General features: G+C 61.3%; 18 protein-coding genes. 5 read left to right on the top strand and 13 right to left on the bottom strand.

Features of this window, described 5'->3' with window-relative positions; genetic code table 11:
* Positions 1-17: 17 nt before the first annotated feature.
* Entirely contained in the window at positions 18-974 is a 957-nt protein-coding gene (locus HB780_RS11245) for a transketolase family protein (protein ID WP_183687734.1), read from the bottom strand.
* Entirely contained in the window at positions 974-1,783 is an 810-nt protein-coding gene (locus tag HB780_RS11250) for a transketolase (RefSeq protein WP_183687736.1), read from the bottom strand. The genes HB780_RS11245 and HB780_RS11250 overlap by 1 nt, the downstream gene beginning before the upstream one ends.
* A gap of 224 nt (positions 1,784-2,007) precedes the next feature.
* On the opposite strand from HB780_RS11250, the gene HB780_RS11255 reads away from it, so the two are divergent.
* From HB780_RS11255 to HB780_RS11275, 5 genes are all read left to right on the top strand, one after another.
* Positions 2,008-2,988: an ABC transporter permease gene (locus tag HB780_RS11255; protein ID WP_183687738.1), complete on the top strand. Its 981-nt coding sequence runs from the start codon at positions 2,008-2,010 to the stop codon at positions 2,986-2,988.
* 118 nt (positions 2,989-3,106) lie between these two features.
* Positions 3,107-4,036, top strand: a complete 930-nt coding sequence (locus tag HB780_RS11260; RefSeq protein WP_183687740.1) for a sugar ABC transporter substrate-binding protein — start codon at positions 3,107-3,109, stop codon at positions 4,034-4,036.
* 22 nt (positions 4,037-4,058) lie between these two features.
* Positions 4,059-5,537, top strand: coding sequence for a sugar ABC transporter ATP-binding protein (locus tag HB780_RS11265; RefSeq protein WP_183687742.1), 1,479 nt, complete (start codon positions 4,059-4,061; stop codon positions 5,535-5,537).
* Between the two features lie 23 nt (positions 5,538-5,560).
* Positions 5,561-6,349 carry an SDR family oxidoreductase gene (locus HB780_RS11270; RefSeq protein WP_183687744.1) on the top strand — a complete coding sequence of 263 codons (789 nt, stop codon included), beginning with the start codon at positions 5,561-5,563 and terminating at the stop codon, positions 6,347-6,349.
* 30 nt (positions 6,350-6,379) lie between these two features.
* Positions 6,380-7,162: a glucose 1-dehydrogenase gene (locus tag HB780_RS11275; protein WP_183687746.1), complete on the top strand. Its 783-nt coding sequence runs from the start codon at positions 6,380-6,382 to the stop codon at positions 7,160-7,162.
* Positions 7,163-7,209: 47 nt separating this feature from the next.
* Here the strand turns inward: HB780_RS11275 and HB780_RS11280 are convergent, their stop codons facing one another.
* The 11 genes from HB780_RS11280 to HB780_RS11330 all read right to left on the bottom strand — a co-directional run bounded on the left by HB780_RS11280 (position 7,210) and on the right by HB780_RS11330 (position 18,324).
* Positions 7,210-7,569 (bottom strand): 4Fe-4S dicluster domain-containing protein, encoded by a 360-nt coding sequence (locus HB780_RS11280; RefSeq protein ID WP_183687748.1) that lies wholly within the window; start codon positions 7,567-7,569, stop codon positions 7,210-7,212.
* Positions 7,566-9,149 carry an FAD-binding protein gene (locus tag HB780_RS11285; protein WP_183687749.1) on the bottom strand — a complete coding sequence of 528 codons (1,584 nt, stop codon included), beginning with the start codon at positions 9,147-9,149 and terminating at the stop codon, positions 7,566-7,568. Before HB780_RS11285 ends, HB780_RS11280 begins: the two co-directional genes overlap by 4 nt.
* 9 nt (positions 9,150-9,158) lie before the next feature.
* Entirely contained in the window at positions 9,159-9,923 is a 765-nt protein-coding gene (locus HB780_RS11290) for an ABC transporter ATP-binding protein (RefSeq protein WP_183687751.1), read from the bottom strand.
* Positions 9,896-10,786 (bottom strand): ABC transporter permease subunit, encoded by an 891-nt coding sequence (locus HB780_RS11295; protein WP_183687753.1) that lies wholly within the window; start codon positions 10,784-10,786, stop codon positions 9,896-9,898. The genes HB780_RS11290 and HB780_RS11295 overlap by 28 nt, the downstream gene beginning before the upstream one ends.
* A 16-nt stretch (positions 10,787-10,802) precedes the next feature.
* Positions 10,803-11,780 carry an ABC transporter substrate-binding protein gene (locus tag HB780_RS11300; protein WP_183687755.1) on the bottom strand — a complete coding sequence of 326 codons (978 nt, stop codon included), beginning with the start codon at positions 11,778-11,780 and terminating at the stop codon, positions 10,803-10,805.
* Positions 11,781-11,823: 43 nt separating this feature from the next.
* Complete coding sequence (locus tag HB780_RS11305) at positions 11,824-13,161, bottom strand: LLM class flavin-dependent oxidoreductase (protein ID WP_183687757.1); 1,338 nt, start codon at positions 13,159-13,161, stop codon at positions 11,824-11,826.
* A 70-nt stretch (positions 13,162-13,231) separates the two neighbouring features.
* Complete coding sequence (locus HB780_RS11310) at positions 13,232-14,881, bottom strand: copper resistance CopC/CopD family protein (RefSeq protein WP_183687759.1); 1,650 nt, start codon at positions 14,879-14,881, stop codon at positions 13,232-13,234.
* A gap of 8 nt (positions 14,882-14,889) precedes the next feature.
* A complete protein-coding gene (locus HB780_RS11315; protein ID WP_183687761.1) occupies positions 14,890-15,411 on the bottom strand; it encodes a YcnI family copper-binding membrane protein in 522 nt (173 codons plus the stop codon).
* A gap of 22 nt (positions 15,412-15,433) precedes the next feature.
* Positions 15,434-16,231 carry an ABC transporter ATP-binding protein gene (locus HB780_RS11320; RefSeq protein ID WP_183687763.1) on the bottom strand — a complete coding sequence of 266 codons (798 nt, stop codon included), beginning with the start codon at positions 16,229-16,231 and terminating at the stop codon, positions 15,434-15,436.
* The gene (locus HB780_RS11325) at positions 16,225-17,241 is read right to left on the bottom strand and encodes an ABC transporter permease (protein ID WP_183687765.1); all 1,017 of its coding nucleotides are present in this window, start codon (positions 17,239-17,241) and stop codon (positions 16,225-16,227) included. The genes HB780_RS11320 and HB780_RS11325 overlap by 7 nt, the downstream gene beginning before the upstream one ends.
* 12 nt (positions 17,242-17,253) lie before the next feature.
* Positions 17,254-18,324 (bottom strand): ABC transporter substrate-binding protein, encoded by a 1,071-nt coding sequence (locus HB780_RS11330; protein ID WP_183687767.1) that lies wholly within the window; start codon positions 18,322-18,324, stop codon positions 17,254-17,256.
* Positions 18,325-18,396 lie beyond the last annotated feature (72 nt).

Genomic DNA, 18,396 nt, shown 5'->3' on the forward strand with positions numbered 1-18,396 from the left:
CGGCGACTAGCGCTTGCTCACTTCCGCTTCAACAGGGCAAGCGTCGCCTCTGCGATGGCACTCGGAGCCATACCAAACTCATCCAGCAGAAATTCGGCGGAGCCCGTCGGCGCATAGATGCCAGGAACACCCAAGCGCTTCATCGGCACCGGCGCATTGTCGACCACGACTTCGGCAACTGCCGAACCGAGACCGCCATAGATCGAGTGTTCCTCAGCGGTCACGATCGCACCGGTTTCCTTTGCAGCGGCGATGATGGCATCTTCATCGATGGGGCGCACGGTTGCCATATTGAGCACGCGTGCGTTCACACCCTGTTTTGCCAGTATGTCTGCCGCCTTCATCATGCGATGCGTCAGCGTTCCATTGGCGATCAGCGTCACATCTTCACCGTCGCGAAGACGATTTGCGCGGCCGGGCACGAATTTATGACCTTCCGGAAGAAGATCCGGCACGCCGACGCGCGACAGGCGAAGGAAGCAGGGACCGGCATAGCTCGCAGCCCATTCGATCGCTGCGGCAGTCTCGATGCGATCGCATGGCGCAATGACGGGCAAATTCGGCAGAACGCGCGTCCATGCAAAGTCTTCGATGGAATGATGCGTGGGGCCGAGCTCACCGTAAGCCATGCCTGACGAAATCCCGATCAGCTTGACGTTGGCATTCGAGTAGGAAATGTCGGCCTTGATCTGTTCCAGGGCGCGGCCGGTCAGGAAGCAGGATGCGGCGCAGACGAAGGGGATGCGCCCGCCATTGGCAAGTCCCGCGCTAACGCCGACCATGTTCTGCTCGGCGATACCGACGTTGATCAAACGGTCCGGAAACTTCGATTTGAAGCCACCAAGCTTCGAGGAGCCGACCGAGTCATTGCAGACGGCAACGATCGTCTGGTCGATCGATGCCATCTTCTCCAAGGTTGCAGCAAACGCATCGCGGCAGTCGTGCAAAACGGTAGTTGAGATGGGCGCGTCCATTAAAGTGCCTCCGACAGTTCTGCGACTGCGAGTTCGTACTGTTCCTTGTTTGGCACCTTGTGGTGCCAGTCGACCCGGTCCTGCATGAATGAAATGCCGTGACCTTTGTTGGTATGGGCAACGATGCAATGCGGGCGGGCGCCCCGATGCTGGAGTGCCGGAACGATCTCCGCCATGTCGTTGCCGTTGATCTCGGTGACCTCCCAGCCGAAAGCTTCGAGCTTCGGCCTCAATGGCGCAACATTGTTGGTGTCGGCAAGGGCGGCACCTTGCTGGAACCGATTGTGGTCGATGATCAGCGTCAGGTTATTCAGCTGAAACTGGGACGCCGCCATGATCGCTTCCCAGTTCGAGCCTTCCTGCATCTCGCCATCACCGGTCATCACATAGGTGTGGTAAGCGGCGGAGCTAAGCTTGCCGGCCGTTGCGATACCGATGGCGACGGGAAGGCCGTGTCCGAGCGGACCGGTATTGGTCTCGACGCCAGGAACCTTGTTGCAGTTCGGGTGGCCGTTCAGACGCGAGTGCGGCTGCAGGAAAGTCGAGATCTCGTCCTCGGGAAAGAAGCCGCGTTTCGCCAGGGTGACGTAGAGCGCGCATGCGGTGTGTCCCTTCGAGAGAACGAACCGGTCCCGATCAGGATGCTTCGCATCATCCGGATAGATCTTCAACACATGAAAATAGAGTGCGGTCAGTATATCGATGGCCGACATCTCCCCGCCAATGTGACCCGCGCCCGCTGCATATACCGCTTCCAGATCGCGCAGACGTATCTGACGCGCGGTGCGCTCGAGTTCCTTCCACTGCATGGCGTTTCCTTTGTGAATAAATATTCAATACAACATATTTTTGCACAAACTACGCTCTAGTCAAGCCAGTTTCTGAATATATGCCCACGCGGCCCAAAGCCGCTCGTGCTTTCCGGCCTATTGACATGGACAAAAAGAGGCGGTAGTGCATTTTTCAACACTTATGAATAATTATTCTTAGGTGAGGGTTAATCCTCACGGCAAGCGAATAGGTGGGAGGAACAATGTCCGCACTCGGCGTTCAAGAGCAGGCTCGACAGCCCAGGAATTCGCTAGCATGGCTCGGCGGGGCCACTGGCCCCCTGATCGGATTGTTGGCGCTCTGCGTATTTCTGAGCTTTGCGACCGATACGTTTCTTTCGACCCGGAACGCATTGAACATTCTCGACCAGATTACCGTCCTCGGCATCATGGCCGTCGGAATGACCTTCGTCATTCTCATCGGAGGCATCGACCTGTCGGTGGGGTCCGTGCTCGCTTTGTCGATGATGATCATGGGATGGGTCGCAAACATCGCTGGACTGCCGATAGCGGTCGCAATCCCCCTGGCTCTCCTTGCCTCGGCGGTCAGCGGTCTGATTGTCGGTCTGATGGTGACGAGCTTCCGGGTACCAGCCTTCATTGCAACACTTGCGATGATGTCGATCGCACGCGGCGTTGCCAACATGATCACCGACGGGCAGCAGATCGTCGGCTTCCCGGATTGGTTCACGATGCTGGCAATCGACCGGCATTTCGGCGTGCTGACCGCGACCGTATTCGTGATGCTTGCCATCGTCCTCGTCGCCTGGCTTTTTCTGCAATACCGTTCGGAAGGCCGCATGCTCTACGCCGTCGGCGGCAGTCCGGAGGTTGCCCGTCTCGCCGGCATCAATGTGCCGCTCGTGACGATCGGCGTTTACGTCCTTTGCGCGACGCTTGCGGGCCTTGCCGGTATTGTCCTTGCCGCTCGCCTTGATGCTGTGCAGCCGTCCAGCGGCTTCGGCTATGAACTCGATACCATCGCGGCAGTCGTCATCGGCGGCACCTCGCTTTCGGGTGGGGCCGGCGGTATCGGCGGCACCCTGATCGGCGTGCTCATCATCGGCGTGCTGCGCAACGGTCTCAATTTGCTGAATGTCTCCCCCTTCCTGCAACAAATTATCATCGGTGTGGTCATCGTGCTTGCCGTCGGCGCCGAGACGCTGCGCCGCAAGAAGGGATGATTTTGTGCGGCCGGTTCGGCCGCGCATTCCAGAACTCCTCTCCTGGCAATTGGAGAGGATCAAAGGCTCGAGGGCGGAGGAAACACCCGAGGGCAAGGTCAAAACTAAGGAGGAACTCATGAAACTGTCCCGCATTCTACTGACGACTGCCGCCGCCCTCGCCCTTTCTCTCGGATCGGTGCAGGCCAAGGAGGTCAAGAAGCTCGGCCTCGCGGTCGCCAATCTTCAGGCAAATTTCTTCAATCAGATCAAGCAAGCCGTTGAAGCCGAGGCCAAGACCCGTGGCATCACGGTGGTAACCGTCGATGCGAAGGGCGATGGCCCGACGCAGGTGAACCAGATCCAGGATCTTCTCACCCAGAACATCGACGCGCTGATCTACATCCCGGCGGGTGCGGCGGCAGCGACCATTCCCGTGAAACTCGCCCACCAGGCGGACGTGCCGGTGATCAACGTCGACCGCAACGCCGATGGCGCTCCAGGCGACACCTTCCTGGCAACCGACTCCGTCGCCTCGGCCAATGCTGTGTGCAAGCACATCATCGAAAAGGCCGGCGGAAAAGGCGACATGGTGATCATCCATGGGCAGAAGGGCACCACTCCGGAAGTCGATCGCACCAAGGGCTGCATGGAAGCTGTCAAGGCAAATCCGGGCGTGAAGATCGTAGCCGAGCAGTGGTCCAACATGTGGAGCCAGGATGAAGGCTTCCAGATCATGCAGAACCTGCTGCAGGCAAAGCCTAACGTTTCGATCGTGTTTGCCCAGGCAGATGGCCTGGCATTGGGCGCGGCCCAGGCCATCAAGGTCGGCAATCCATCGCAGAAGATCATCGTCGGTGGCTTTGACGGTGACACCGCCGCTCTTGAAGCCCTCAAGAATGGCGTTTTCGACGTCACCGCGACACAGCAGACGCAGAAGATGGGCCGCGCGGCCGTCGACATGGCCGTCAAAATCGTTGGCGGCGAAAAGGTGCCGCCGGTTCAGCTGCTGGATGCGACGCTCACCACCAAGGACAACGTCGAAGGCTTTATCGCCAACCATCCATAAATTCAGGCTCGGGAGTGGTGATATGACGGAACCGGTTCTCTCTCTTCGAGGCATCTCGAAGCGCTATGGCCCTCTTGAGGTCCTCAAGAACGTCAGCCTCGACGTTTACCCCGGCGAGGTTGTCGCCCTCCTCGGCGAAAACGGCGCCGGCAAGTCGACCTTGTCGGGCATTATTGCCGGATCACGTACTCCTTCTGAAGGAACGATGACATGGCAGGGGCAGCCTTATGCCCCTGCCTCCCCAAGGGACGCGATCGACAGAGGCGTCGTGCTGATCCACCAGGAGCTTCAGCTTCTGCCGGAACTGACGATTGCCGAAAACGTCTTCATCGGTCGTTGGCCGATGAAGAACGGGATCGTGGATCGTGCACAGATGGTCAGGCGCGCGCAGGAACAACTGTCGCGCTTGAACCTGCATATTCCAGCCACAAGAAAAGTTGCCGGCCTTTCCACGGCAAATCAACAGCTGATCGAGATTGCAAAGGCGCTGGCGCTGGACGCAAAGCTGCTGATCCTCGATGAACCCACGGCCGCACTCGGCGGAGCGGAAACCGAAGCTCTCTTTCAACAGGTTCGCAAGCTGCGCTCCGAAGGTGTCGGGATCATCTACATCTCGCACCGAATGGACGAAATCAAACGGATCACGGATCGCGTCGTCGTGCTGCGCGATGGCGAGCGGGTCCAGGAATTCGCCGATAGCGCAACACCGGTTCGCACGATCGTCGAAAGCATGGTTGGACGGTCGCTCGACAGACTGTTTCCCGCCTTGCCGGCTCCGCAGGACCGGGCGGTCCTCAAGGTCGAGGGCCTGACGGCCGTGGACGGCTCTTTCAAGGATGTGAGCTTCGAGGTCCGGGCCGGTGAAATTTTCGGGATAGCGGGGCTCGTTGGCGCCGGGCGAACCGAGCTGGTGCGCGCGATTTCCGGCGCCGACCCGCTGAAAGCGGGCGTGGTCCACCTCAATGGAGAGCAGCTCGCCCTGCGCAGCCCGGCCGATGCGATCGCAAAAGGCATCGTGATGGTTCCAGAGGACCGGAAGCTCCAGGGTCTCGTCGTCAGCCATCGTATCGGCGAAAATCTCGTCTACGCCAATCTGGACCGGTTCGGCCGCCGGTGGATCACGCCATCAATGAAGCGCGACTTCGCAAAGAAAGCCATCTCGACATTCGGGATCAAGGGGCGCGGCGATCAGCTGGCATCGGACCTTTCCGGCGGCAACCAGCAGAAAATCGTGATCGCCAAGTGGCTGATGCGTGACCCCAAGGTCGTCGTACTCGACGAGCCGACGCGCGGCATCGACGTTGGCGCGCGCGCCGGCATTTACGACATTATCGTGGGCCTTGCAAAACGTGGTGTCGCCGTCATCGTCGTCAGCTCCGATCTTGAAGAAGTCCTCGGCGTTTCGAACCGGATTCTCGTGCTTGCGCAAGGCAAGCAGGCGGGCATTCTGGATCGCGACCAGGCGAACGACGTCTCCATCATGGAATTGGCTACAATCTAAAACGAATGAAGAAAGGAAGAGCGATGCCTGACATCACTCTAAATGCGCCCAAGCTTTTCGATCTTGCCGGGCAGATTGCCTTTGTCACCGGTGCCGGCAGCGGTATCGGACAACGCATCGCGATCGGCCTCGCACAATGCGGTGCGGACGTCGCCCTCCTCGATCGCCGGGATGATGACGGCTTGTCCACGACGGCAGGGTTTATCCGTCAGGCCGGCCGCCGGTCGATCCAGATCGCGGCCGATGTGACGAACAAGGCGTCGCTTGCAGAGGCGGTCGAGCGGACGGAAGCCGAACTCGGCCACCTGTCGCTGGCGGTGAATGCGGCCGGCATTGCGAACGCCAATCCCGCAGAAGACATGGAGGAAGATCAATACCAGACCCTGATGGACATCAACCTCAAGGGTGTGTTCCTCTCCTGTCAGGCAGAAGCCCGCTCCATGCTCAAACGCGGCAAGGGCTCCATCGTCAATATCGCCTCCATGTCCGGCGTGATCGTCAATCGTGGACTTAATCAATGCCACTACAACGCCTCCAAGGCGGGCGTGATCCACATGTCGAAGTCCATGGCGATGGAGTGGGTCGGACGCGGTATCCGCGTCAATACGATTTCGCCCGGCTACACGGCCACGCCAATGAACACCCGGCCGGAGATGGTCCACCAGACGAAGCTTTTCGAAGAGCAGACGCCGATGCAGCGCATGGCAGCCGTCGATGAGATGGTCGGCCCCGCCGTGTTTCTGCTCTCGGATGCCGCCAGCTTCGTAACCGGCGTCGACCTGCTGGTCGACGGCGGATTCTGCGCCTGGTGATCATGCAGAAGATGAAAGGGAGGAGCCTTTATGCATCGCTTCGAAAATAAAACCGTCGTCGTCACCGGCGCGAGCCGGGGGATCGGCGCTGCCATCGCAAAACGGTTCGCGCGCGAAGGCGCCAATGTGCTTGTCTCGGCGAATGAAGAGACTGTCCACACGGTTGCGGATGACATCAGAAGCCATGGCGGTCGCGCAGCATCCTTCGTCGGCGATGTGACGGACAAGAGCAGCGTCATCGCCTTGTTCGACACCGCCGAACGCGAATTCGGCTCCATTGATGTCTCCATCCAGAATGCCGGCGTCATCACCATATCGCGTGTCGAGAATCTTGCTGAAGCGGACTGGGACAAGGTGATGGCGGTGAACACAAAGGGCGTGTTCCTGTGTGCCCAGGAGGCAATCGCGCGCATGCGCAAGCATCGTCGCGGCGGCCGCATCATCAACACCGCGTCCGGCCAGGCCCGCGACGGCTTCATCTACACCCCCCATTATGCCGCCTCGAAGATGGGCGTGGTCGGGATCACGCAAAGCCTGGCCAAGGAAGTCGCGATCGAGAACATCACCGTCAATGCCTTCTGCCCGGGGATCATCGAGACCGACATGTGGGCCTACAATGATCAGGCCTGGGGTAAGCTGCTTGGCAACTATGGTCCCGGCGAACTCATGAAGGAATGGGTTGAAGGCATACCGATGAAACGGGCGGGTTCCGGGGAGGATGTTGCCGGTCTGGTGACCTTCCTCGCCAGCGACGATGCAGCCTACATCACCGGGCAGACGATCAACGTCGATGGCGGCCTGATCATGTCGTGAGTGCGTTGAACGGATCGAGCCCTTGATGCTCCGGAAAAAACGGCCAGTCACATATTCCCGGCCTGCGCCATGGCACGGGCGCGGAGGAATACCTGTTCCATCTGCCAATGTTCATTGGTGAAACGCGGATCGTCAGCCCATTCATCCCAGCCGTGCAGCCGGCGGAATTCACCGAGAAGTCCCGAGCCTGCGATCGCCTGCGCATCGACTGTCACTGGATGGTCGCAGTCCGGCGCGACATAGATGGCATCATGCGGACAGTAGAGCTCGCACATGAAGCAGGTCTGGCAGTCGAGTTGGCGGGCGATCACCGGAATTCCGGGGCCGGCATCCAGCACATTCGTCGGACAGACGACGACACAGGCGTTGCAATTAGTGCATCGGTCTTCGACGATGATTGCGATCATGATGCCAACTCCATTTTCTGCGAGGATGCGGAGTTGACCCAGACAGCGTCGAGGCCGCCGGAGACGATGCTGCCGGCAAAACGCGGATCGGTCTCTGGCTTGTCCTCCCGCCGATGCATGCCGCGGCTTTCGTCGCGCGCAAGGGCGGAGGCGGCCGACCAGCGCGCCGTGGCAAGCATCGCCGCTGTCTCACGGGTACGCAGAATCCCTTCGCCTTCCCCGAGCGCATGGGCGCTGACCACCTTCCAGAGATCGTCGAGAAGTCTGGTGGTTCGTAGGAGCCTGTCGCCACGACGGAAGATATTGCGGTCATAGGCAAGCATCTCGCCCTGAACGATGGCAAGCGCACCGCGCAGATCGATCGTATGGGCGCTGTCCGGCTGCAATCCCGCCTGTCCGATCGGGCGGCCGGGCGCACGCGAACGAACCGAACTGGCAAAACGGGCAGCACCTTCGCCCGCCCATTGGCCGGAAGAGAGCGCCCAGGCAGAATTGATGTTGCCGCCGCCGGAGATCGCGCCCGCGACCAGCTCTCGCGTTGCCGCATCGCCTGCCGCGTAGAGGCCGGGCACTGAGGTTTCGCAGTTGTCGCCGGTGATCCTGAGGCCGCCGATACCACGGATGGTGCCTTCACCGTGTAGCGTCACTTCGAAACGCTGGCGATAGGGATCGATGCCCCACCGGTGGAAGGGCAGCAGGAAATTCGGCGAGATGATTGGAACCTTGGCGCGGATATCCTCCGGCGTCTTGTGCAGATCGCAATAGACACGGCCCTTCAGAAGCGCAGCCGCGAGCGGCCGGCTCGTATCCAGCCCGGCCGGAATGGGAATGACCTCGCCATCCTCGTCGTAATAGGTGGCAAAGACGTAGGACATCGAGCGTGTCATCGTCGAGCCCTTGGCCGCCACCGTATAGTAGTTGGTGAACTCCATGCCGGAGAAATCGGCGCCGGCTTCCGCCGCCATCAGATAACCGTCGCCGGTATTGGTGTGCGAGCCGAGCAGCCGTGACAGGAAGGATGTGCCGCCGGTCGCCAGGATGACCGCGCCGCAATTCACCCGCCAGCGCCCGCCTGCCTGGCGGCGAATGCCCTGCGCGCCTCCAATCGTGCCGTCCGCGCGCTGAAGCAGTTCAAGCCCGGGACAGTGATCGAGGATCTCGACGCCAAGATTTTCGCTCTGCTGGCGCAGCGCCCGCATATATTCCGGTCCGCGCAGCGCCCGATACTGCGTGGCGCCCTTCTCGTCCTTCGAGAATTTGTACGTTTCCAGCGTCGGAAGGCTTTCCCAGGTCTTGGCGAGGGTGCGCGCCATCCATCCGGCGTCGTTCAGGCCGAACCCGCTCTTGCGGCGGGCGGCGATCGCCGTTTCGCGCAGATCGGCGGGATCAGGCGGGATCCACCAATGCCCCGGCCCCGCCGTTGCCGTCACTCCGCTCGTGCCGCAATAGCCCTTGTCGGCAAGGACGACAGAGGCGCCGGCTCGCCTTGCCGCTGCGGCCGCCCAATTACCGGCAAGACCGCCGCCAATGACCAGCACGTCGGCGGTCAATTCCAAGAGATCATCCTGACATCTAGACATAATCTTTCCCTATGCCGCCGCGTCATGCCGGCCATGGCGCACGCCAAGCCAGCCAAGCAGCCTGCCGCGCAGCGCCGCGAACTCCGGATCGGCGACATCGCGCGGCCTTTCCAGTACGATCCGCTCCTCATGCGCGATGATGCCGTCCTTCATCACCAGCACGCGGTCGGAGAGCAGCAATGCTTCCTCGACATCATGGGTAACGAGCAGGACGGCGCAGCCGTGCCGCTGCCAAAGATCGCCGACAAGCTCCTGCGCCTTGATGCGGGTCAGCGCGTCGAGTGCCGCGAAGGGTTCGTCCAGCAGCAGCAGATCCGGCTCGCACACCAGCGCGCGGGCAAGCGATACACGCTGCGCCTCGCCGCCCGAAAGCACCTTCGGCCACTGATCGGCGCGATGGCTGATACCGACCTCGTCGAGCGCCGCGATCGCCCGCGCCTTGTCGGGAGAGCCCGGCAAGCCGAGCACAACATTGCGCCAGACCCGCTTCCACGGCATCAAGCGCGGCACCTGGAAGGCGACCGATCGGCGGAGAGGCACCTCGACTGCGCCGGATATCTCGCGGTCGAGATCGGCAAGAACACGCAAAAGCGTGCTCTTGCCGCAGCCGCTCGCCCCGAGCAGCGCCACAAACTCGCCCACACGGATATCGAGATCGAGGTCCTTCAGGACGATGCGCTCGCCAAAGCGACGGGAAAGCCCGCGCACCGTCACTACGGAGGGTGGCGCGGATGGCCGGATGGCCGTCAGGTTCCGCTGAATGCCGGTCGCCATGACAGGAAGATCCTTTCGAGCGTTCTGACGATGAAATCGACCGCAAGGCCGAGGAAGGCATAGACTGCGAGGCAGACGACGATGACGTCGGTCTGGAAGAACTCGCGCGCATTGGCCATGAGATAACCAATGCCGGCGGTGGCGTTGATCTGTTCGCCGAATACCAGCGCCAGCCAGGCGATGCCCAGCGAATAGCGCAGCCCGACGAGAGCCGAAGGCAGCGCTCCGGGCAGGATGATATGGCGGATCATCGCCGAACGAGAGAGATTGAGCGTCCGGCCGGCTTCGATCAGCGACGCATCGACATTGCGGATACCAGCATAAACGTTGAGATAGAGCGGAAAGGCCGTGCCGAGCGCTATCAGCGCTATTTTTGGTGCCTCCCCGATGCCGAGCCAGATGATGAGCAGCGGGATAAGCGCCACATTCGGCACGGTGCGCAACATCTGCACTGTGGCGTCGATCAGATCTTCGCCGAGCCGGGAGAGACCGGAAAGCACGGCCAAAGAAACACCGATCGTACCGCCGATCGCAAGGCCCGCCAACGCGCGACCGAGCGAGACCCACATCGCCTGCTGCAATTCGCCTGTTGCGACGAGCTTCGCCGCACTCGTCAACACCACCGAGGGACCAGCCAGAACCTCCTGAGGCAAGACGCCGGTGATGGAAACGAGATGCCAGAGGGCGATAAGTAGCACCGGGCCAAGCGCCCGCCTGAGCCAGCGCGGCACGCCGCGCCGGGCGGCGGAAAGCGGCTCGATGCGCTTCATCGCAACAGAACGGGCATGAGCCGATGGCGGTTCGACGGTCGTCTCCCGTGTTGTCTCAACCGGCTCTATCCTGATCGTTGCGATGCTGCTCATGATTGTCTCCTGAAGCTCAGTTCGTCGGCAGGTCGCGATAGACATATTTGGAGAGATCGAGATCACCGGAGAGCACACCGGCTTCCTTCCAGGTCGCGAAGACGTTCTGCAGGGAGGCGACAAACTTGTCATCGAGCGGCACGCGCTGATAGGCGGCCTCGGCGTCGTAGGTTCCCTCGATGATCGATTTGTCCTGCTTTGCGAAGCCGGCGTAGAAATCGATATAGGCCTGCTTGTTATCGAGCGACCATTTGTAGCCTCGCTCGATACGGTCGGCAAAGTCGGCAATCGCCGCCACCTTGCCAGGATTGGCGAGAGCACTGATCGTGGCGCTGACGACGGTGTTGCCCGTATTGATGCCTTGTCCATCAATCAGGACCCGGGCCTTCAAGGAACCGATGGCGCGGGCCTCGTATACGCTCCATGTGCCCCAGACATCGATGCTGCCAGCCTGGAAAGCAGCGCTCGCATCGGTCGGGGCAAGGAAGGCGAGCTTGACATCGCTGCTCGTCAGCCCTGCTTTCTTAAGGGCACCCACCGTCAGATAATGCGCGACACTGCCGCGCGTGGTCGGCGAAATCGTCTTGCCCTTCAGATCGGCGATGGTCTTGATCGGGCTGTTGGCGGGAACAAGCAGCGCCGTCCCAAGGCCGCCATTGGAAAAATTGGCGACAACCTTGATCTTGGAACCGCCGGCGATTGCGCTCACAGTTGGAGAATCCGCTGCCGAACCGATATCGACCGCATCCGCCTTCAACGCCTCATGCAGATTGACCGCCGCCGGATAGACGGACCACTCGATCTTGTAGGGGACATCCTTCAGCAGCCCGGCCGCTTCGAGCTTGGCGCGCGTAGCACCGGTCTGGTCGCCGATCCGCAACGTCACCTTCGAGAGATCTTGCGCGGCAAAGGCTGCTGTAAGCGGCGCAGCGGAGAGAAGAACGGCAAGGCCGCCGGCCAGAAGATTGAATGCACGTCTGGAAAGGATGGTCATGGATGCCGCCTCGGTTTTACTCGTTGATCGTGTCTTGGGAGGATCATTCGGCGGCGACGGAAACGTCGCCTGCCGCATAGCGATTGCGCGGCACCGGGATGCCGAGATTGCCGCGGAAGGTTTCTGACTCATACTCTTCGCGGAAGACGCCACGCTTCTGCAGGATCGGAATGACAGTCTCGGCCACGACTTCGAATTCCCTGGGCAGCGAGACGTTGACGACAAAGCCGTCCGAGCCACGCTCAACCAGCCAGCGCTCGAAAGCATCCGCCACCTGCTCCGGCGTACCGATGAAATCAGTCCTTGGCGTTGCAAAACGCAGTGCCACCTGACGCAGCGTCAGATTGTTTTTGCGGGCGGCGTCAAGGATGCGGTTCGACTGGCTCTGGTTGGAATTGGCGCCATGGGCGGCAATGTCGGGGAACGGCGCGTCAAGATCGTGCTGCAGGAAGTCGTAATCGTTGAACGGCCGGCCGAGCATCGAGAGCGCGTTCTCGATCGAGGTCAGATTGGCAAACTCCTGATATTTGCGCTCGACCTCCTCTTCTGTCGAACCGATGACCGGACGGATGCCGGGCAGGATGAACAACTCGTCCGGATCGCGGCCGAAACCGGCGGCGCGCTGCTTCAGGTCTCGGTAATAGGCCTTGCCCTCGTCCAGGCTGTCGTGATGAACGAAGATCGCGTCGGCGCGCTGGGCGGCATAGTTGCGGCCATCCTCAGACGCACCGGCCTGGAAGATCACCGGCTGGCCCTGCGGCGAGCGGGCGATGTTAAGCGGCCCCTTCACATGGAAGAACTCGCCCTTGTGGTTCAGTGTGTGCAGTTTCTTCGGATCGAAGAAGACGCCGCTCGCCTTGTCATGGATGAGCGCATCGTCTTCCCAGGAGTCCCAGAGGCCTTGCACGACATCGAGATATTCGCCGGCGAGATTATAGCGGACGTCATGGGCAAGATGCGACTGCTTGCTGTAGTTGGCGGCGCTGCCCTCAAGCCAGGAGGTGACCACGTTCCAGCCGGCACGACCGCCGCTAATGTGATCGAGCGAAGCGAACTGCCGGGCGACATTGAAGGGCTCGCTGTAGCTCACTGTCAGCGTACCGACGAGGCCGATATGCGAGGTGGCTCCGGCTAGCGCCGACAGGATCGTCAGCGGCTCGAAGCGATTGAGATAATGCGGGCTCGACTTCTCGGTAATGAAGACGCTATCGGCAACAAAGAGGAAATCGAACTTGGCGGCTTCGGCGATCTGGGCCTGCTGTTTGTAATAGGCGAAACTGGTGCTTGCCGTCGGTTCGGAATCCGGATGGCGCCAGTCGCCCCATCCCATGCCGACGCCATGGAGCATGAAGCCGAGTTTCAATTGCCTTTTCCTAGTCATCGAAAATCCCCTGACAGCTCAACCTGACAGTGGACAATCTATTATCGATAAAAACTATAGAATAGATTATTTATTGCGAATTAACGGCGGACGGCGGGAAGGAATTCCCATTCGCCGCCAGTTTGCGCACATCGAAGATGTCGGTGAGGATGACCGAGCGGAAATCGCTGACGAGCACGGTCGCCCGAACGATCCAAAAACCGTCAATCGGAAGGAAAAAACCTCCGGCAGTATAGTGACCCTCACCGCCCTTGATGGCCACATGCGTAAATGGGCCGATGCCATAGGCCGGCTTTTCCAGATCAAGACTGATCGACATCGGCTCGAATGTCTTGCCGTCAAGCTGCAGGTTGTCGATCTCGACCGTAACCGGACCGACCAGCGCCGGCCGCAAGGTCAAACGAGCCGAGAGGCCGTCCTTCTGCGCGGTGATGATTGCCAACGGCAGGGTGGAATCGAGGATCGCCCTTGGCGGCGGCGTGAAGCGCCAGAGCCCGAGTACGGCAAGGATTGCAATCGCGATTACCATCTCCGCGAGGATACTGCGCTTCAAGTGCCGAAGGCTCAACGTCTCGCCGGCAATCGCACCTTCCGTCAACCGGTAGCGATTGACGGCTGCCAAGAGCAGGAGCAGCGCGACAAGGCCAAGCTTCGTCAGCAACACCAAGCCATATTGCGTCGTCCAAAGCGCCGAGATGTGGTTGAGCTGGACCATCGCGAGAAAGAGGCCAGTGACGACGAGGGCAAGGACGACAGCGGATATCGCCGACGAAAAGCGACGCAGCGTGCCGCCAGTCGTGCCGTCATGGCGACCGATGACATCGGCAAGCGGGATCAGCGCACCGATCCAGGCGATGACCGACAGGGTATGCAGAAAGACCGCCGGTGTCGTCAGAAAACGCGGCTGCGCGGTCGCCGCATGCCCGGCAGAGGCAAAAGCGGCGCCCGCAGTCAGCAATGCCGCAGTCGACAGCCATTGCCTTGTCCGTGCGCCGGAATGATGCGCGATCAAGGCCAGCAACAATGCGGCAGCGGCGAGCATCGTTGCGTGCCCATAAGCGGTCGACCACAGGCCCGCAGACCAGACTTGCGATCGCGCCAGCCCGGGAAAAGTCTCGCCAAGCGCATCGAGGCCCTGGAAACCGATGAGAGCGGGTGAGGCCAGCAAGCCAAGGGCGATCAGTGCCGAAACCGTGTGGTGGGCAGCCGGTCTAAGATTGAGCCGTGCAAAGGTCGAGAAAGTAACGCTGCCCGCGCCAAAGATCAGGCCGAGCATCAGCAAGAGCCTCTCCGCCCAGAGCCCAACCAGAACCGGGAGGTCCGATTGCGCGCCGACGGAGGCACCCGCCGCACTCGGCGCGCCGACGGAAAATATCTGCCCGCCGCCGATCGGATGGCCGTCGGAAGAGGTGACGCGCCAGGAGAGGATGTGGGTGCCGTGCTCGAGACCAGTGGGAAGCCTATAGGTAACCGTCGTTCCCTTGCCGCCGTCATCCAGCAGGATATCCGCCTTGCCGTTGGGGTGGATAAGCCGCGCCACCAGTGGTGTCACCGGCTCCGAAAACTGGAGCGTAATCGCCGGCGGTCCCTCGGGCAGCACAGCGGCATCGGCAGGCTCGGAGGTGGTCAGGCTTGCATGCGCGAAGGCCGCCATGGCCAACGGCCCGAGATAGAGGATGCAGAAGACCGCCGCCCAAAAGAAACGACGGGCCGCTTTCAAGGATAACTTCACGGCTCGACGCGCACCGAGGGTGCGGGATGCTTCAGATCGTCCGACGAACCGCCGTCAGTGGGGATCTCGATCCAGCGCGCGGCGGCACCATCGCATTGCTGGACGACCGGCACGAAGATACGGCCGGTCGCCGCCTTGCTGATCGCGGCGCGAAAGACGAACTCGTCATAATGGGCATCTTCCAGCCGGCCGCCCGTCCAGGCGATCTCCTTGAGATTGCCGGTGCCGCCATGATCATGGCCCGGTGTGGCCGTGGCATTCTGAACATTCTCCGTTACAAGCGAAAGCATCCAGCCGGGCTTCGGCTGCGGCTTCGCATCGCTGAGGCTCTCCGGCAGCGCGATACGCACGGCCGTCGTCGCCGCACCATCGCAGCCATGCGGAACACGTAGCACGAATTTCACCGTCGCCCCGGGCTTCACCTCCTTGTTTTCGAAGGTGATGTGAGCGCTTGCCGGCAGACCGAAGGAGACGGCGGCAAGACCGGTAAGGACGAGGCGGCGGAAAGCGGATTGCATGGTTCTGTTCTTTCGCATGAGGTTACCAGCTCGCGGCAAGGCCGAGATGGCCGAGCGCCTGCTGCCTAAGCTCGGCAAGGCGCGGATCGCCGCGATGGCGGGGATAGGAAAGGTCGACGTCAAGATCGGCGATGATCTTCGCCGGGCGCTGGCTGAAGATGATGACGCGCTGGGCGAGAAAGATTGCCTCCTCGACATCGTGGGTGACCAGCACCGCCGTCAGCCCCGCCCGCTGCCAGAGCGACACGAGCTCGCCCTGCATGGCAAGCCGCGTCAGCGAGTCGAGCTTGCCGAGCGGCTCGTCGAGCAACAGCAATCGCGGCTGGTTGACCAGGGCGCGGGCAAGCGCCACGCGCTGCGCCATGCCGCCGGAGAGCTGATGCGGATAGGCCCGATCGAAGCCCTTGAGGCCGACGAGTTCGATCGCATTGTCGACGCGGTGGCGGGCGCTCTTCAGGATGCCTTGTGCCTCAAGCCCCAGCGCAACATTGTCCCACACGGTTCGCCAGGGAAACAGCGTCGGATCCTGGAAAACGAGGATGCGCGAGGGATCGGGTTCGCCGACCTTTTCGCCGCCAACCGTCAATTCGCCCTTCGTCGGATAATCGAGGCCCGCAAGCAGCCGCAGCAGCGTCGACTTTCCGCAGCCCGATGGCCCGAGCAGCGCAACGAACTCGCCGGGTTCGACCGAGAAGCTGACATTGTCGAGCACCGGCAGCGGCGCGCCTTCGAGCTCGAACTGATGCGAGACGTTGCGGATGCCGATCGGCTGGCCAGTGATCTCGGCTTGCGCCTGTTTGAGTGCTGTTGCCACTACCATCTGACGAGACCCTTCTGCCAGGAAAGCGTCCAGTCGCGAACGCGGAAGAGAATGGTGATCAGGCTCGAGCACATCAGCGCCATCACGAACAATGCGGCATACATATTGCTATAGGCAGCCCAACCCTGCGCCCATTGCAGATACCAGCCGAGCCCGGCCTTGACGCCGAGCATTTCGGCAACGACGAGCACCGCAAACGAGGTGCCGAGACCCATGAACAGGCCGACGAAGACATGTGGAAGTGCCGCGGGTATCGCCACCTTGAGGATGAGAAAGGAAGGCTTGGCGCCGAGCGTACGGGCGATATCGTAATAGTCGCGGTTGACGCTGGCGATGCCCGACCAGGTGAGGATCGTCACCGGAAAAGCAGTTGCGAGCGCGATCAGGAAAACGCTTGCCGAGCCGCTGGTCGGGAAGATGAAGAAAGCGAGCGGCAGCCAGGCGGTCGCCGGCAACGGACCGATCAGGCGCAGCACTGGATGCACCCAATAGCTGGCGTTGCGTGACCAGCCGATGGTGGTGCCGATGAGGAAACCGGTGATAGCGCCGAAGAAATAGCCCTTGGCGAGGAGCAGAAGCGAATACCAGACGCTGATGCCAAGCCGGTCGTAGTCGTCGAAATAGACCTCGAGGATGCTTTGCGGCGAGGCGAAAAAAGGCACCGGCAAGAAGCCGGTCTTCGCCGTCAGGATCTCCCAGCCGGCGAGAAACGCGGAAGCGAGCACAAGCCACGGCCCGTAATAACGGACCGTGGAGGCAACCTTGCCGAGACGCGTGCCCGTGACTGCGACCACCGCCGCGACGGCGGCGATCACCAGCGCAATAAAAGCGAGTTCACGACCATAGGGCTGGGGAATGATCTCCGGCCAGTATTCGATGAGCACCGCTGTCCCGGCCCAGCCGAAGGCCGCCAGAATACCGGTGAACGAGGCGTTCCAGCCTATGCGCGGGATGCCTCTGCCGACCGAGGTTTCGATGTCGTCGGCCAGTGCCGGGTCGAGAGAGCTCATGATCTTTCCTCCTCAGGCGGACAGGACGTCGGCATAGACGCGGTCGGCGAATTCCTTCGGATCGGTCGAGCGCTTGAAGACCTGCACGTCACGCAGTTCCTGCGCGTAGAGAGCGATTTCCGTCTTGAGATCGCCGCCGACAGGATTGTGGTTATGCGTCTGGCTCTTCAGCACACCGACGAGATCCTGGATCGACTTGTCCTTCGGCGCATTGGGCAGAAACGCCTTGGCGGCGTCTTCCGGCTTGGCGACGGTCCAATCCTGGGCCTCGAGAAGCGCGCGGGTCAACGCGGTCGCGGTCGGTCGGTCATCGCGGACCAGTCCGCCACGTAGGCCGACGATGCAGCAGACGCGGTTTTCAAAGCCATGGTCGAGGTTCGAGGCGACCTGAACATATTTCGGATCCTCCAGCCAGAAATAGGCTTTCGGATCGCCATCGGCGATCGCCTGGATCTCACCCTTGTCGGCGGCCAGCTGCAACAGTTCGCCCGGATACTGCCGCCATTCGACATCGGCGACCGGATCCAGCCCCTCCTTCTGCAGGAGGATAGAGAAGAAATTCTTGCCGGGGCTGGCAAGATCGGAAATTCCGATGGTCTTGCCCTTCAGGTCGGAAAGCTTCTCGATGCCTGTGGATTTCAGTGCGACGAGACGGGTGCAGCCGCCATGCGAACCAGCGGTGATCTTGACATCGAAGCCCTGCTCCAACGCCTTCAGCCAGCGCAGCGCCATGCCAACGCCGCCGTCAGCCTTGCCGGATGCGATCGCTTCCAGCAGCGCCTCGGTCGAGCCGCCGAAATTGACGAGTTCGACGTCGAGGCCGTATTTCTGGAAAATGCCCTGCTGCTGAGCGACATAGACCGGCGCCAGGCATATGGCGGTCGCATTGACAGCAAACTTGATTTTCTTCAATTCGCCGGTTGCCGCCGCAGGGGTTGCCCGCGCGGCGAAACTGCCAAGCGTCAGGGCGCCGAGCGGCGCCGCAATGCCAAGGGCGCCCGCCGTGCGCAGGAAGGAGCGGCGATCGATGCCACCGGAAAAATCATTGCCTGCCCCGAATAATGTCTTTGCATTCCAAGCCATCGTCCCAACTCCTGTGTCGTGTTGAATGGATCGCGGAAGCCCCCCGGCGCCGCCCCCAACTGATTGGTGAAT

Origin of the sequence: Rhizobium lusitanum, from assembly GCF_014189535.1 — a bacterium.
GTDB classification, from domain to species: Bacteria; Pseudomonadota; Alphaproteobacteria; order Rhizobiales; family Rhizobiaceae; genus Rhizobium; species Rhizobium lusitanum_C.